Origin of the sequence: Marivita sp. (assembly GCF_048006345.1) — a bacterium.
Taxonomy (GTDB): domain Bacteria; phylum Pseudomonadota; class Alphaproteobacteria; order Rhodobacterales; family Rhodobacteraceae; genus Marivita.
Map to the genome: position 1 here is coordinate 3,920,475 of NZ_CP180351.1, position 14,130 is coordinate 3,934,604.

14 protein-coding genes are annotated in these 14,130 nt (G+C 61.5%); 7 read left to right on the plus strand and 7 right to left on the minus strand.

Annotation, left to right across the window (positions count from 1 at the left end; all coding sequences use genetic code 11):
- Positions 1-6 precede the first annotated feature (6 nt).
- Together ACMVPR_RS19005 and ACMVPR_RS19010 are read left to right on the plus strand one after the other, a co-directional pair.
- Complete coding sequence (locus tag ACMVPR_RS19005) at positions 7-411, plus strand: DUF721 domain-containing protein (RefSeq protein ID WP_416884151.1); 405 nt, start codon at positions 7-9, stop codon at positions 409-411.
- Between the two features lie 32 nt (positions 412-443).
- A complete protein-coding gene (locus ACMVPR_RS19010) occupies positions 444-1,127 on the plus strand; it encodes a DsbA family protein (protein WP_416884152.1) in 684 nt (227 codons plus the stop codon).
- A gap of 160 nt (positions 1,128-1,287) precedes the next feature.
- Here ACMVPR_RS19010 and ACMVPR_RS19015 read toward each other — a convergent pair whose 3' ends face one another.
- Genes ACMVPR_RS19015 through ACMVPR_RS19030 form a run of 4 tightly spaced genes read right to left on the minus strand, consistent with a single transcriptional unit; the run spans position 1,288 to position 7,977 of the window.
- Positions 1,288-3,330, minus strand: coding sequence for a hypothetical protein (locus tag ACMVPR_RS19015; RefSeq protein WP_416884153.1), 2,043 nt, complete (start codon positions 3,328-3,330; stop codon positions 1,288-1,290).
- Complete coding sequence (locus ACMVPR_RS19020) at positions 3,330-6,101, minus strand: DUF4159 domain-containing protein (protein ID WP_416884154.1); 2,772 nt, start codon at positions 6,099-6,101, stop codon at positions 3,330-3,332. Before ACMVPR_RS19020 ends, ACMVPR_RS19015 begins: the two co-directional genes overlap by 1 nt.
- Positions 6,098-6,973 carry a DUF58 domain-containing protein gene (locus ACMVPR_RS19025; RefSeq protein WP_416884155.1) on the minus strand — a complete coding sequence of 292 codons (876 nt, stop codon included), beginning with the start codon at positions 6,971-6,973 and terminating at the stop codon, positions 6,098-6,100. The genes ACMVPR_RS19020 and ACMVPR_RS19025 overlap by 4 nt, the downstream gene beginning before the upstream one ends.
- On the minus strand, positions 6,970-7,977 hold the full coding sequence (locus tag ACMVPR_RS19030; RefSeq protein WP_416884156.1) for an AAA family ATPase: 1,008 nt from the start codon (positions 7,975-7,977) through the stop codon (positions 6,970-6,972). Before ACMVPR_RS19030 ends, ACMVPR_RS19025 begins: the two co-directional genes overlap by 4 nt.
- A 70-nt stretch (positions 7,978-8,047) precedes the next feature.
- Between ACMVPR_RS19030 and ACMVPR_RS19035 the strand changes: the two genes are divergently transcribed.
- Positions 8,048-8,638 carry a DUF1285 domain-containing protein gene (locus tag ACMVPR_RS19035; RefSeq protein WP_416884157.1) on the plus strand — a complete coding sequence of 197 codons (591 nt, stop codon included), beginning with the start codon at positions 8,048-8,050 and terminating at the stop codon, positions 8,636-8,638.
- A gap of 70 nt (positions 8,639-8,708) precedes the next feature.
- Here the strand turns inward: ACMVPR_RS19035 and ACMVPR_RS19040 are convergent, their stop codons facing one another.
- Positions 8,709-9,527 carry a sulfotransferase family protein gene (locus ACMVPR_RS19040; RefSeq protein ID WP_300588120.1) on the minus strand — a complete coding sequence of 273 codons (819 nt, stop codon included), beginning with the start codon at positions 9,525-9,527 and terminating at the stop codon, positions 8,709-8,711.
- A gap of 141 nt (positions 9,528-9,668) precedes the next feature.
- On the opposite strand from ACMVPR_RS19040, the gene ACMVPR_RS19045 reads away from it, so the two are divergent.
- Together ACMVPR_RS19045 and ACMVPR_RS19050 are read left to right on the plus strand one after the other, a co-directional pair.
- Complete coding sequence (locus ACMVPR_RS19045) at positions 9,669-11,246, plus strand: DUF5928 domain-containing protein (RefSeq protein ID WP_416884158.1); 1,578 nt, start codon at positions 9,669-9,671, stop codon at positions 11,244-11,246.
- Between the two features lie 11 nt (positions 11,247-11,257).
- Positions 11,258-11,629, plus strand: a complete 372-nt coding sequence (locus ACMVPR_RS19050; RefSeq protein ID WP_300580350.1) for a histidine triad nucleotide-binding protein — start codon at positions 11,258-11,260, stop codon at positions 11,627-11,629.
- A 53-nt stretch (positions 11,630-11,682) separates the two neighbouring features.
- Here the strand turns inward: ACMVPR_RS19050 and ACMVPR_RS19055 are convergent, their stop codons facing one another.
- Positions 11,683-12,600, minus strand: coding sequence for an ABC transporter ATP-binding protein (locus ACMVPR_RS19055; protein WP_416884159.1), 918 nt, complete (start codon positions 12,598-12,600; stop codon positions 11,683-11,685).
- A gap of 76 nt (positions 12,601-12,676) precedes the next feature.
- Between ACMVPR_RS19055 and ACMVPR_RS19060 the strand changes: the two genes are divergently transcribed.
- Both ACMVPR_RS19060 and ACMVPR_RS19065 read left to right on the plus strand, forming a co-directional pair.
- Entirely contained in the window at positions 12,677-12,862 is a 186-nt protein-coding gene (locus ACMVPR_RS19060) for a zinc-finger domain-containing protein (protein ID WP_300580355.1), read from the plus strand.
- Complete coding sequence (locus ACMVPR_RS19065) at positions 12,859-13,485, plus strand: Pr6Pr family membrane protein (RefSeq protein ID WP_416884160.1); 627 nt, start codon at positions 12,859-12,861, stop codon at positions 13,483-13,485. The genes ACMVPR_RS19060 and ACMVPR_RS19065 overlap by 4 nt, the downstream gene beginning before the upstream one ends.
- Here the strand turns inward: ACMVPR_RS19065 and ACMVPR_RS19070 are convergent.
- On the minus strand, positions 13,482-13,994 hold the full coding sequence (locus ACMVPR_RS19070; RefSeq protein WP_416884161.1) for a hypothetical protein: 513 nt from the start codon (positions 13,992-13,994) through the stop codon (positions 13,482-13,484). The two genes, ACMVPR_RS19065 and ACMVPR_RS19070, sit on opposite strands and share 4 nt — an antisense overlap.
- Positions 13,995-14,130 lie beyond the last annotated feature (136 nt).

Genomic DNA, 14,130 nt, shown 5'->3' on the forward strand with positions numbered 1-14,130 from the left:
CGCCTTTTGACCCACTGGGCCGAGATCGCTGGCGAGGACATCGCCGCGATGAGCCGTCCTGTCGAAGTGCGCTATGGGCGGGGCGGGTTCGGCGCGACGCTGACGCTTTTGACCACGGGGGCCAATGCGCCGATTCTCGAGATGCAGAAGGAAAAGCTGCGCGAGAAGGTGAACGCGGTTTATGGCTACAACGCGATTTCCAAGGTGCGGATCACGCAGACCGCCTCGACCGGGTTTTCGGAAGGTCAGGTGAGCTTTGATCACCGCCCCAAAGGCGTGCGTGACGACACGCCCGCCGCGATCCTGCCAGAGGCGCAGCACGTGGCAGGGGGCGTTCAGGACGACGGATTGCGCGCGGCGCTGGAACGTCTTGCCACGAACGTCTATTCAAAAACACAAAATCGGACTTAAGTCCTTCGGGAAACAGAGCAAAGGGTTTCGCAATGAAACAACGGATGATGACGATTGCACTGGCGGTGGCCCTTGCGGGTGGCGCAGGATGGTGGATTACCGGGACAGGCTCTCAGGCGCCCACGATCAATGGGCAGGCCATTGCGCTGCCCGGCGCGGCCAATGCGCAGTCCAGCACACAGGCAGAGGTGACCATCGAGGACATGGTGCTGGGTGCCGAAGACGCACCGGTCGAAATCATCGAATACGCGTCCTACACCTGCCCGCATTGCGCCAATTTTCACAAGGGTGTCTTCAAGGACCTGAAGGCGGATTACATCGACACCGGCAAGGTCAAGTTCACCTATCGCGAGGTCTATTTCGACCGCTATGGCCTGTGGGGATCGCTCGTCGCGCGCTGCGGTGGTGAGGATCGGTTCTTTGGCATCACCGAAATGATCTATGACACCCAGGGCCAATGGACCCGTGCCGGATCGGAAGCGGCAATTGCCGATGAGCTGCGCAAGATCGGCCGGATTGCTGGTCTGGAGAACGATCAGCTTGAGGCGTGTCTGAGCAATGGCGACAAGGCGCGTGGATTGATCGAATGGTATCAGGCCAATGCCGAAGAGCATGGGATCAATTCGACCCCGTCCTTCGTGATCGATGGGACCACCTATTCGAACATGAGCTATAGCGAGTTCAAGGAAATCATTGACGACAAGCTGGGCAGCTAAGCCCGCAACGCCATTATCTTTCAAAGAAAGGCCGGGTCTTTGAACCGGCCTTTTTTGGTGTCTGCAACGAGTTCTGCAAATAGGTCCGATACGGTCCGATTGTTTCGCGTGCGAAACATTGGGTTCAATCCGGACCTATTAACCCTTTGTTAACTAATGCTTACGTCCGGCGGCCTTCGCGCAGCCATGCTGCAAGGATCAGACCGGATGCCAAGAGCAGCACAAGCCAACCCGGCAGCATCGGTGTCTGTGTCACGTCCAATGTCTCGAACGCCTCGCGCGGGGTAATGCCAAGCCAACCGCGCCCGGCCGCGGGGCGGCCTTCGCCGACCGCACGGATGCTGGGCACACCGTCCTCCAGCCGCCTGACGCCACCGCCCGTTCCGTCAACAGTCGCTTCGAGAACCTCACCGCTGGCGATGGTCTGTTCGAATTCGCGCGGAGCCGCAGGGCCAAGGCCGACCACGGCCTCCTGATCGCCCTCTGCCAAGCGATAGAGACCAATCTCCGGCCCTGTATAGAGCGCCTCGAACCGACCGGGTGTCACCTCGTCCAGCATGATTTCTTCCTCGGTGCCATCGGGCCGTGTGACGGTGACGGTGCCGATTGTTTCATCCAAGGTGCGGCGGATGATGCGCATGGTCTGCCCGGTGGGTTCGGCCCAAAGCGCCTCTTCCTCAAGCTCGGGTTCCTTCATCATCCAATGGGCCAGACGGCGCAGCAGATCGAGCTGCGGCCCGCCCCCTTCAAAGCCGCGCGACCAGAGCCAGGCGTGATCCGACGCGATCAGCGCAACACGGCCTTCGCCGACCCTGTCCAGAACGAGAAGCGGCCTGTCATCGACCCCGGTCATGAGCACGTCGCCGCCGACGGGTTCGACTTCGATCTGGCGCATCCAGCGACCCCATGTCTCGGCTCCGGCCAGTCCGGATGTCACCGGGTGGCGGTCACCCAGATCGGAGATGGCAGGACGGTAGCCGCGCTCGATCACGCGGGCGGTGGGTTCGGCGGGAATGATGCTTGCCAAAGGCGAGCGATAGATGCTGTCCGCGCTGGCAAAATCGGGTCCGGCCGCGATCAACACAGCGCCACCGGATTGCACGTAGTTCGCGACGTTGTCGAGATAAATGGCCGGCAGGATGCCGCGCCGCTTGTAGCGGTCGAAGATGATGAGGTCGAAATCCTCGATCTTCTCAAGGAAAAGCTCGCGGGTGGGGAAGGCGATCAGCGACAGTTCCGTCACCGGCACGCCGTCCTGTTTCTCGGGCGGGCGAAGGATGGTGAAATGCACAAGGTCCACCGAGCTGTCGGATTTCAGCAGGTTGCGCCATGTCCGGCCCCCCGCATGCGGTTCGCCACTGACGAGCAGCACGCGCAGGCGGTCGCGCACGCCATTGATTTGCACAAGCGCCGTGTTGTTGCGGTCGGTGAGTTCGTCCTCGGCGGTGGGGACGGTGAATTGGATCACGTTCAGCCCGCCATGGGGCAGCGTGATCGGCAGTTCGATGTCTTCGCCAATGGGCATGTCAAAGCGCTGCGGCTCTTGCCCGTCGACGGAAATATCGATCACGGTGGATGCTGCTTGCGGTGCGGCGCCATCATCCTCGACCCGCAGGGTTAGGGTCACCGGTTCACCCAGAATGGCAAAGGCGGGCGCGTTCTTGACGATCAGGCGGCGGTCCCAGTCGGTTTCCTTGCCGGTGAGCAGCAGGTGCAACGGCGCAGGCAGGTCGGGGGTCCGTTCAAGATCGTGGACCCGCCCATCGCTGAGCAGGAAGATGCCCGCGATGCGGCCGCGCGGTTCTTCGGCGAGGGCATCCGAAACCGCAGACATGAGCAGCGTCCCGGTGTCACCCTCTCCGTCGCCTACTTCGATCCGGCGAATTTCGGTGTTTTCGCGGGCGTTCAGTTGCGCGGCCAGTGACACGGCGGAATTGGTGGTGCTGTTGATGCGATCGCCCAGCGACTGGCTTGCGCTCTTGTCCTCGACGATCAGAACGATGTTGGACAGCGGCGCGCGGTCTTCGACCTGGTAGGACGGTTGTGCAAGCGCGCCCAGCACGACAAGCGCCGCCAGTGCCCGGAGCGCCCATCCCTGCAGTCCGCGCCACAGCGCGAGGGCGATGCCAAGCGCTGCAAGGGCCGCCAGAACGGCAATGAACATCCACGGAAGAAGTGGATCAAAGACGATGCTTCCGGTCATCAATTGCCCAATCTGTCAAGAAGTGCAGGCACGTGAACCTGATCGGATTTATAGTTCCCGGTCAGCACGTGCATGACCAGATTGACCCCAAAGCGATAGGCGATCTCGCGCTGGCGTTCGCCGGAATAGCCGCTGCCAATGGGAAACATCGGGTTGCCGCGCGCATCCATCGCCCAGGCTGCCGCCCAGTCGTTGCCGCCGATGATCACGGGGGTCACGTTGTCATTCAGGTTGCGGAAGGGCATGCCTTCGACCAGTTCGGCATCAGGCGGAGAGGCCTCTACCCAGACATCGGTGCTGTTGTGCCTGCCGGGGAAATCCTGAAGCAGGTAGAACGTGCGGGTGAGGACGTGGTCCTGCGGCAGCGGCTCCAGCGGCGGAATGTCGAGCGGCGCGGCCAGCTGTTGCAGCTTGCGGCCATTCGGGCTGCCGGTGCCGAAACGGGCGATGTCGGCATCGCGGGTGTCGAACATGATCATCCCGCCGGACCGCAGATAGGTGTTCAGCTTGGCATAGGCTTCGGCCGAGGGGGTTGGTTGGGTGGGTGTGATCGGCCAGTAGAGGAACGGGAAGAACGCCAGCTCATCGGTTTCAAGGTTGACCGCGACCGGATCTGCGGGTTCGACCGAGGTGCGGAAGAACAGGGTTTCCGACAGGCCCACAAGCCCCGCTTGGGCGGTGCGGTCCAGCGCCTCATCGCCCGTAATGACATGGGCAAACGTGACCTCGGCCGTGGCCGCAAGGGCGAACAGGTCGTCCGAGGATTGCGCCAGTGCCGGGGCGGCCGGCATCAACAACACCGCAAGCACAACGCCCGCCGCCGTTGTGGCGCGGGGTCCGGAAAGGCGACCCGACAGGAACAGCGATGCGATGATGTCCGCCAGCAAGAGCGCGAGGGAGAGGGCGAGGAGCCATCCCGCGAGCGGCGTTTCCTCGGATTGGGCAAGTCCTTCGACGGTGACATCCGAGGGCCAGCTTGCCGGGGTCAGCGTCTCATCGGTGCTTAGAACATTGCGGGCCAATGCACGGTCCTGGCTTTGGTAAAGGCCGGGGCGCAGGTCGGGACCGAGGGCTGCCTCGACAAGAGCTTCGCCTGTGACACCCTGAAGGGTGCTGCCATCGGTCAGAGAGCCGAACGCATCAAGCACGAGGTTTGGCTGCCAGATCGTTCCCGCAAGCTCTTCCGCGCTGGGTGTTGCACCACTTCCTGCAGCAATGGCCAGACGTTCGAGCATCTGCACGAAGAGACCGGACAGCGGCAGGGACGACCATTCGGCATTCGCAGTGACGTGGAACAGGATGATCTGACCCTGACCCACCGCCTTGCGCGTAACCAGCGGCGTCCCATCGGTGAGTTGCGCGATCACGCGTTCTGCCAAGGCGGGATCGGGCTGCGCCATGACCTGCGCGGTGACGGTCACATCGGCGGGCACGGGCAGGCCAAAGAACGGGCTGTCCTCGCCGAATTCGGCCAGCGATTTCGGCTCTCCCCAGCTCATGGCACCACCAACGCTGCGGCCACCGGCGCGCAGGCGTACGGGCAGAAGGGGGTCTTCGGCCTCTCGGCTGATGTCGCTTGCGGCCAGACGCGGCCCGGCAAAGCGCAGGAGGATGCCGCCATTGTCGAGCCATTCCAGCAGCGCCTCTTCCTCGGCCGCGCCAACGGTGGCCACATCAGCGAGGGCGATCACATCGGGATTGGCCGGGATCATGTCCATCAACGCGCCGGTCAGCAGGTCCGCGCTGGGTTCCAGCGCTTTCTCAAGGTAATGCAGCGGCGACAGCAGTTGCAGGCCCTCCCGATCCTCACGACCAGCCATCAGCGCCACTTCGCGGCGGCGCAGGCTGTCATCGGGAAGGGTGGTGGCACCCGCGCTGCGGTTGCCTTCGATCTCGAACCGGTTGATCCGCGCGCGCAGTTCCGAGGGCAGGGCCAGCGCGGTTTCGGTTGTCGTGGCGTCCGCATCGAACGTGGCCGTCGCCCGCGCCAGAACCGCCGGATTGCCAGCAGGGTCCCGGCCCTGGGCCAGGATCGTGACCTCGCGCGCGGCACCCGATTGGGCGCGAAGCGCGGTCAGAACGATATTGCCGTCTTCAAATCGTGCGGGGGCTAGACCCAGAATGCTTTGTCCGGCCTGAAATACCGTGACGGTCCCACGGTCTTCGAGCGCGGACAGAAGCGTTTCGCGTCCGTCATGGTCAAGCCCGTCGGACATCCAGTAGGTGTCGAAATCGCCCTCTGGCAAAAGCTCAACAGCGCGGGTGATCTGGGCCTCGCCAGGTTCCCATGGTTCCGGTGTCAGTCCGACCAGTCGCGTGCGCAGGTCGTCTGCAGTCTGGAACGTTGTGGGTTCGGGTGATGTCAGTTTGAGAAGCGCGACGCGACGGTCATCGCGGGCGGCTTGTGCCAGAAGGCCATCAAGGGCCTGCGTGCGGGCGCGCCAGCTTGCGGCACTGGCCCAGGACGCGTCCATAACCAACAAGAGAGGTCCGTCATTCGCCGCGATGTCGTCGGTCTGCGGGTTCAGGATCGGGCCAGCCAGCCCGATGATGATTGCCGCGACCGCCAGCATCCGCAACAAAAGCAGCCACCACGGAGTGCGGTCGCTGACCTGATCGTCGTCCTTCAGGCCAAGCAGCAGGACAACACCGGGGAACATGCGGCGGATCGGGGCAGGCGGCACGGCGCGCAGGATCAGCCAAAGGATCGGTAGCGCCAGAAGCGTCAGCAAAAGCCAGGGGGTCGCAAATCCGATGCCAAATAGCGTCATCCGTGAGCCCCATCCATAGCCCGGTAAATCCAGAGAAGCGCGGATTGCGCGCTCTCGCTTGTGTGGTGGCAAAGGTATTGCCAGCCGGTTAACCGCGACAGCCGGTCAAGCCGGTCTTTCCGTTCGGCAAGCCGGTCCAGATAGCGGGTCCGCAGATCGCCCGCTTTGAGCGTTTCATGTACGATCCCGCCACCGACGCTTTGAAAGATCGTGCGCCCGTCGAAAGGAAAGCTTTCTTCGCTGGGGTCGAGAATCTGAACAAGCGCACCGCGCACGCCGCGATCTGCCGCCTTGGTCAGGGCGGCCTCGACAGGCTCAGGATCACCCAGGAAATCGGAAAAGAAGATCGCCCGCGACTGCGGGATCATGCCGCGCGCTTCTGGTTCGGAATAATCGTCCCCGTGGTCGACCGACAACATATGCGCAAGCCGCGTGATCTGCGCCTGCCCCCGCCGGGGCGGCAGGTCGAAACCGGTGAGACCCACACGTTCGCCGCCACGAATGAGCAGGATCGCACTGGCCAGCGCCAGAGTGCGGGCGCGGTCGGCTTTGGTCGGCAGGTTGGCGTCGGAGGCAAACCGCATGGATGCCGCCTGATCCACCCAGAGGATGACGCTTTGCGCAATCTGCCATTCGCGTTCGCGCACGAATTGCGTGTCGCTGCGGGCCGAGCGCCGCCAGTCGATGTCGCGCAGGGCGTCGCCCTGCTGCATGGGCCGGTATTGCCAGAAATCATCGCCCAATCCGGACCTGCGCCGCCCGTGTTCACCCAAAAGAACGGTTCCGGCCAAGTGCTCTGCCCGCGCCAGAAGCGCGGGAAGCTTGGCGGCTTCCTCTTCCGAGCGTTGACGAAGGGCAGCGACGTTTGTCACGCAGCAGCCTCGGTTGCCATCATGCGGTGGGCCACATCGTCGATCAGGCTGCCAAGATCTTCGCCGCGCGCACGGGCCGAGAAGGTCAGCGCCATCCGGTGGGTCAGAACCGGGCGGGCCATATTGATGACGTCCTCGGGCGACGGAGCCAGACGCCCTTCCAGAAGGGCACGCGCACGAACGGTCAACATCAGCGCTTGCGCCGCGCGCGGGCCAGGCCCCCATGCGACGGTGTCCTTGACGCGGTCACCGGCCAGCGGGTCATGCGGACGGAAAGCGCGCACCAGATCGAGGATCATTTCGACCACGGCATCGCCAACGGGCATCCGGCGCAGCAACTTCTGCGCGGCGATCAGTTCGTCGGCGGTAAAGACCTCGTAAGCATCGGCCTCTTCCGCACCTGTGGTGGCGAGAAGGATCTCTTTTTCGGTCTTGCGGTCGGGATACTGCACGTCGATCTGCACAAGAAAGCGGTCAAGCTGGGCTTCCGGAAGGGGGTAGGTGCCTTCCTGCTCGATCGGGTTCTGGGTGGCCAGAACGTGGAACGGTGCGTCCAGCTTGCGGGTTTCGCCCGCCACCGTGACCGCCTTTTCCTGCATCGCCTGCAGCAGCGCCGATTGTGTCCGCGGGCTGGCGCGGTTGATTTCGTCGGCCATCAGAAGCTGGCAGAAGATCGGGCCCTGGATGAACTTGAAGGCCCGGCTGCCATCAGACCCGGTTTCCAGCACTTCGGACCCAAGAATATCTGCAGGCATCAGGTCCGGCGTGAACTGCACGCGGTTGCCATTGAGCCCCATGACGGTCGAAACGGTCTCAACAAGACGGGTTTTCCCAAGGCCGGGCAGGCCGATCAGCAGTCCGTGACCCCCGCACAAAAGTGCCGCCAAGGTGAGTTCGACCACACGCTCCTGACCGATGAAGCGGCGGGTGATCGCCGTCTTGGCCTGCGCCAGCTTGTCTTCCAGCGCTTCGATCTCTGCGACCAAATCTTCGCCTGCGGCCATGACGTGTCTCCCTTGCGCATTACGTCCGTTTCAAGAAAGTGTAATGCGCAAAGGGGAAATGGCAAAAGCAATGAGCGCACAAGATCGTGTAATTCCATCCGCCGAAGGCATCGCTGCCTCTGTTCGCGCCACAAAGAGCAAGGGTTTGCCGCCGGTCCACCTGTGGAACCCGCCGTTTTGCGGTGATCTCGACATGCGCATCGCCCGCGACGGGACGTGGTTCTATCTTGGCACGCCGATTGGCCGCGCCCCTTTGGTCAAGCTGTTTTCTTCGATTCTGCGCAAGGATGGCGACAAGTATTTCCTCGTGACCCCGGTCGAGAAGGTGGGAATCACGGTGGACGACGCACCGTTTGTTGCCACCGATTTCGACGTGACCGGTGAGGGCGAGGAACAGGTGCTGACCTTCACCACCCATGTCGGAGACACGGCGGTCGCCGGGCCTGACCATCCGATCCGGGTGGAGCGCGATGCAGAAACCGGGGAGCCCTCACCCTACGTGCTGGTGCGCGCCAATCTTGAAGCGCTGATCGACCGCAAGAGTTTCTACCGCTTGGTCGATTGCGGCACGCACCATGAGGAGGACGGGCAAAGCTGGTTCGGCGTCTGGTCGGGCGGGCAGTTCTTTCCGATCATCCCGTCAGCAGACCTGCCGGAGTGATCGGCGCCGGAAGCCGCTTCGAAGCGGTTTAAAAACGCTTTTCGAAAAGCGTTCCCGCCAAGCTTGACCGTCAGTCACCCAGCTTGGCGTGCACTTCATCAAGATCGATCTCACCGATGGGCATCTTGTTCCCCGGGTTCTCGAAATCGTATTTGAAGAGCTCGAAATCCTTTTTGTAGATTTCGTAGATCAGGTGCATCGACAGATCGTCGAAATAATCTTCGACCGGATGGGCTCGCTTGGGTCCATGCCCTTCGCTTTCGTTGAAGCGGGGAATGGTCTTGAGGTCGATCTTCTTCTTGGTTTCGACATGGTTGAGCACATCGGCCATGCCGTCGTTGAAGGTCTCGGTCCAGAAGATGTTGTCGTAGCGGCCGCCATTGACGATGAAGGTGCTGATATGGCCGGACATCGCGGACCAATGGATGTCTGGCTCCATCGGACGGCGCCAGCGGATGGTGTCGCGGGCAAAGAGCAGGAAGCGGCGGAAGCTCTTGATCTGGTCGAACTCCTGCTTGCCGTCCTCGCCACCAACTTCGATCCCGTATTTCTGGATCAGCAGCGGCACGAGGTTGCCGCGATAGCGTTTGCCGTTGCGCTGAATGCCGCAGATTTTGTCGAAGAACGAACTGAGGATGCGCGTGTAGGGGTTGCGCACGCAGGTGAACGCATAGGTGTCCTGTGCCTGAATGCGCTGGGTGATCGGGTCCTTCGAATGGTCCAGAGCCCATTTATGCAGGCCCGACTGCGCATCGTGGATGTCACCGTCAAAGAACGTGCCATGATCGGAATAATACATGATCTGACCAATGGTCGAACACGCGCATTTAGGAACCACGCGATAGACCATGCTTTCGCTTTCGGTCATCCATGTGCCGGGAAAACCCATTTTTCTGCCGCCTCCAGCCTCGTTCCGAGCTCTTGTCGTCCGGTAACGTAAACAAAAAATCAAAGAAAGTCGGTTTATTCAATCACTGAACATGCGTATCACTATGAAAAAGAGGTAATAGTTGGGCAAATGAAGACCTGAATGGCAAATATTGCCTTCATACTGCTGTGTCACAAGGACCCGGACGCGATCATCCGACAGGCGCTCAGCCTGACGGCAGTGGGAGATTTCATCTCCATTCACTTTGATGCGCGGGCGGATGCAGCGGCCTACGCAGCCATTCATACGGCCTTGTCGGACAACCCCAACGTCACCTTTGCGAAGAAGCGAATCAAATGTGGCTGGGGGGAATGGTCGCTGGTTCAGGCCACGCTCTATGCGGTCGAAGCGGCGGTCGAGGCATTCCCTCGGGCCACGCATTTCTACATGCTCTCGGGCGATTGCCAGGCGATCAAGACCGCCGAATACGCGCACAAATATCTTGACCGGATGGATGCGGATTTCATCGAGAGCTTCGATTTCTTCGCGTCCGACTGGATCAAGACCGGGATGAAGGAAGAGCGGCTGATCTACCGCCACTACTTCAACGAGCGCACCCAGAAATGGATCTTCTACCAAAGCTTCAACTGGCAGAAAAAGCTGGGTCTCACCCGCAAGATCCCCGAAGATCTGGAAATCCAGATCGGCAGCCAGTGGTGGTGCCTGCGGCGCCGCACCATTGAGGCGATCCTTGATTTCGTCCGGCAGCGGCGCGATGTCATGCGGTTTTTCAGCACCACCTGGATCCCTGACGAGACGTTTTTCCAGACGCTGGTGCGGCACCTCGTGCCGGAGAACGAGATTGAATGCCGAACGCTGACCTTCCTGATGTTCTCGGATTACGGGATGCCGGTCACGTTCTACAACGACCACTTCGATCTGCTGCTCAGTCAGGATTTCCTGTTCGCCCGCAAGATCAGCCCAGAGGCTTTGCAACTGAAAGAGCGGTTGGGGTCGCTGTATTCTGCGAAGGGTGTGAACTTCCAGATCTCGAACGAAGGCCGGTCGCTCTACAAGTTCCTCACCGGCAAGGGCCGGATCGGCCGCCGCTTTGCCCCTCGCTTCTGGGAGACGGAAAGCACGCTGGGCCGCGAACGCGAATTGCTGATCGTGGTCTGCAAGAAGTGGCACGTGGCCAAACGGCTGGTTTCGCGGATCCGGCAGCAGACAAACGTGCCCTGCATCGAATACCTCTTCAACGAAGAACAGACGGATCTGCCGGATATGGGGGGCATCCAGTCAACGCTGGGCAAGCGGCATCGCCATCGGCGGTCGCTCATGCGGATGCTGTTCGACTATTTCGACTCGGATCGCATGGTTGTCTGTATGGACCCCGGCAATCTGGACCTGCTCGAGGATTTCTGCCGCGACCGTGCCACGACGCGCCTGCTTGAGGTGAATTGCACCTTCACGGATGACTACCTGATCGGCCACGCCATGCGCGTCGGGCTGGCCGGCGAACGCACGCCACAGGAAACGCTTGAACGGCTTTTGCCGACCATCCGCAATGACATCGTGCATGAAAGCGACCGGATTCGCGATGCGGAGTTCGAAAACCACCTGCGCATCCGCGAGGAAGACAGTATCGAGGTCAATGCCGCCGCCTTGGCCAGTTTCCTGTCCATCGCGCCGGAGCAGGCGCTGGAAATCGCACGCACCGACCACCTGTTTGCAGACTGAGGATACGCCGCATGGCCTACACCTATGACGACCAGAACATCTTCGCCAAGATCCTGCGCGGCGAGATCCCGAATTCCACCGTGCTTGAAACCGACCACACGCTGGCGTTCCGGGACATCCAGCCGCAAGCCCCGGTGCACGTGCTGGTGATCCCGAAAGGGCCCTATGTGTGCTACGATCACTTCGTGCTCGAAGCGAGCGATGCCGAAATCGTCGATTTCAACCGCGCCGTGGGCGAGGTGGTGAAGGCCGAAGGGCTGCAGGAAGGTGGGTACCGGATCATCTCGAACGCCGGTGAAGCCGGTGTGCAGGAGGTGCCGCATCTGCATGTCCACGTACTGGGCGGCCGGGTTCTGGGACGGATGCTGCAACGGGCGGGGTAAAAGCGCCTTCGAAGGCGCTTGGCCAAGCCGCTTCGAAGCGGCTTGCGCCCCCCTCACGCCGAGCGCGTGAGTGACAGGAACACGTCCTCCAGATCGGCCTGTTCGGTGCGCACGTCCCGGATGCGCACGCCGTTGTCGCGCAGCATCGACAGCACATCTTCCGCCGAGGTCTGGCGGGCACGATAGCTGACTGCAATCGTGCCATCCTCCCGGGTGGTCACGGCGATGCCCTCGACTTCGGGCAGAGCGCCCACCGCGTTGTCGGGTTGAATGACCATCGTCTTGGCATCAAGCGCGCCCAGCAGGTTGCTCGTGCTGTCGCGGGCCACCACCTCGCCATGATTGATGATGGCGATCTCGTCGCACATCTCTTCGGCCTCTTCGAGGTAATGCGTGGTCAGGATGATCGTCATGCCCTCGTCGCGGTTCAGCTTGCGCACATTGGTCCAGAGCATCTGCCGCAGCTCGATATCCACACCGGCGGTGGGTTCGTCCAGCACCAGAACATGCGGGCGGTGCACGAGCGCCTTGCCCAGCAACAACCGCCGCCGCATGCCGCCCGAAAGCGTGCGGGCATAGGCTTCAGCCTTGTCGGTGAGGCCGATCATCTCGAGGATTTCGTCAGAGCGCCGCTGCGATTTCGGCACGCCATAGAGCCCCGCTTGCACCTCCAAAGCGCCGCGCGGAGTAAAAAACGGATCAAGGTTCAACTCCTGCGGCATCACACCGATGGCCGCGCGGGACTGGCGTGGGTTCACATCCTGATCCCATCCCCAGATCGTCACTTGGCCTGCGGTTTTGGTGACCAGACCCGCCAGAATGTTGATCAGCGTTGATTTCCCGGCACCATTCGGCCCGAGAAGCCCAAAGACCGAACCGCGGGGCACATTCAGATTGATGCCTTTCAGGGCTTCTTTGCCTCCGGAATAGGTCTTTTTCAGGCCTTCGATCTCAATGGCGTGCTGTGTCATCGCTGTCTCTTGCTCCCGTGGCCGCGTCGTCTTAAACCGCACCTAGTGGAAATTCCGAACGAAGGAAACGCAGCAGATGGCTACGCAAGCGCCCGAAACCAAGATCGTGGACAGCTACCGCATCGCCTGTGATGGCGGCGAAGGGGCCTTGGGTCACCCGCGCGTCTGGCTGCAAATTCCGCATGACACCGGTTGGGTCGAGTGCGGCTATTGCGATGCGAAATACGTCCACCGGGATTTCGCTGACCAGCACGACACGTGACAGCCAAGCGTCTTTGCGCAGCGCTTCTGGCGCTCGCGGTCTGCGTGACAATCGTCACGCGCATTTGGCTGCGGATCGACCGGTACGACATCGGGTTGCTCGATACGCTGGCGTTCAACTACCGCTATTTCACGATCTGGACGAACACGCTGGTAGGCCTGACCTGTGCCTGGGTGGCGCTGGGCGGGCGCGAACCGGCGAAGGTTCAGGGCGGGCTGCTCTTGTCGATTGCGATGGTCGCCATCGTTTATCACGTGCTGCTTGCGCATCTGCGGGATTATCGCGGCATCGACATGGTGATCGACCTGATGCTGCACACGCTGATCCCGCTCGGGTTCGCGGGCTATTGGCTGGCGTTCGTACAGAAAGCCGATCTGAGCTATCCCGACATCCTGCCTTGGCTGATCCTGCCGCTCTTGTATTGCATCGTCGCGATGCTGCGCGCTGCGTTTGTTGACGGGCGCTATCCCTATCATTTCCTGAACCTTGACGATCTTGGCCCGCTGCGCACGGGGCTCAATATCTTCGGGTTGCTGATCGTGTTCTCGGGCTTCGGGGCGCTGATCGTCTGGGCGGGACAGCGGCTGGGCCGCCGCCCCGGCTTCGCGGGAACCGGGTTTTAACTGATCGGGATCGGGGCCGGACCGCAGGGCAGAACCGGCGTGTCATCCTCTGGCCCGGTCAGAAACTGCAGCACCTTTTCCCCGGACCATGCCGTGATCTCGCGCCCCTGATTGTCGCTGCCGCTGCCGATCACCGTGCCGGTCTCGTTGTTGAGCGTGTGATAGAGCACGTTTGCCTCGACGCCGTTCTCGCAGATCATGCTGGCCCGTCCCGGCGTCTGTGGCCCACCGGCCACCCATTCGCCGTTGCACGGCGTGCCGTCGTCCAGAAAACCGATGATGATGCCGGTGTCCCAGCCATGAACCTGCCCGTCGAAATAGACACCATCGGTTCCGATACAGGCCAATGCGCGCACGCAATTCGCCTTGTCATAAGGGATGTTCTCGCAGATCGGAAGACTGGCTTTGGGATCGGTCTTGGGCTCCAATCCGTCAAGCTTTAGCGTTTCGTTGGCGACAACAGGACTGGCCCCGATGGCAAGGAAAACTGCACCAATTAAAGCACGCACGACATTTTCTCCGTTTGCTGCGTCAGACACGATCAAAGAATAATCCACAGCCTGTGAAACGCCAATGACGACGCGCAGCACCACGTTCGGGCTGGCACCTCTTCGCCGACCGTGGCACACCTTTGGCAGCACGAAA

Coding starts and splice junctions, on each gene's coding strand:
- ACMVPR_RS19010 (WP_416884152.1), top strand. CDS start 444: ATGAAACAACGGATGATGACGATTGCACTGGCGGTGGCCCTTGCGGGT.
- ACMVPR_RS19015 (WP_416884153.1), bottom strand. CDS start 3,330: ATGACCGGAAGCATCGTCTTTGATCCACTTCTTCCGTGGATGTTCATT.
- ACMVPR_RS19020 (WP_416884154.1), bottom strand. CDS start 6,101: ATGACGCTATTTGGCATCGGATTTGCGACCCCCTGGCTTTTGCTGACG.
- ACMVPR_RS19030 (WP_416884156.1), bottom strand. CDS start 7,977: ATGGCCGCAGGCGAAGATTTGGTCGCAGAGATCGAAGCGCTGGAAGAC.
- ACMVPR_RS19035 (WP_416884157.1), top strand. CDS start 8,048: ATGAGCGCACAAGATCGTGTAATTCCATCCGCCGAAGGCATCGCTGCC.
- ACMVPR_RS19040 (WP_300588120.1), bottom strand. CDS start 9,527: ATGGGTTTTCCCGGCACATGGATGACCGAAAGCGAAAGCATGGTCTAT.
- ACMVPR_RS19045 (WP_416884158.1), top strand. CDS start 9,669: ATGGCAAATATTGCCTTCATACTGCTGTGTCACAAGGACCCGGACGCG.
- ACMVPR_RS19050 (WP_300580350.1), top strand. CDS start 11,258: ATGGCCTACACCTATGACGACCAGAACATCTTCGCCAAGATCCTGCGC.
- ACMVPR_RS19055 (WP_416884159.1), bottom strand. CDS start 12,600: ATGACACAGCACGCCATTGAGATCGAAGGCCTGAAAAAGACCTATTCC.
- ACMVPR_RS19060 (WP_300580355.1), top strand. CDS start 12,677: ATGGCTACGCAAGCGCCCGAAACCAAGATCGTGGACAGCTACCGCATC.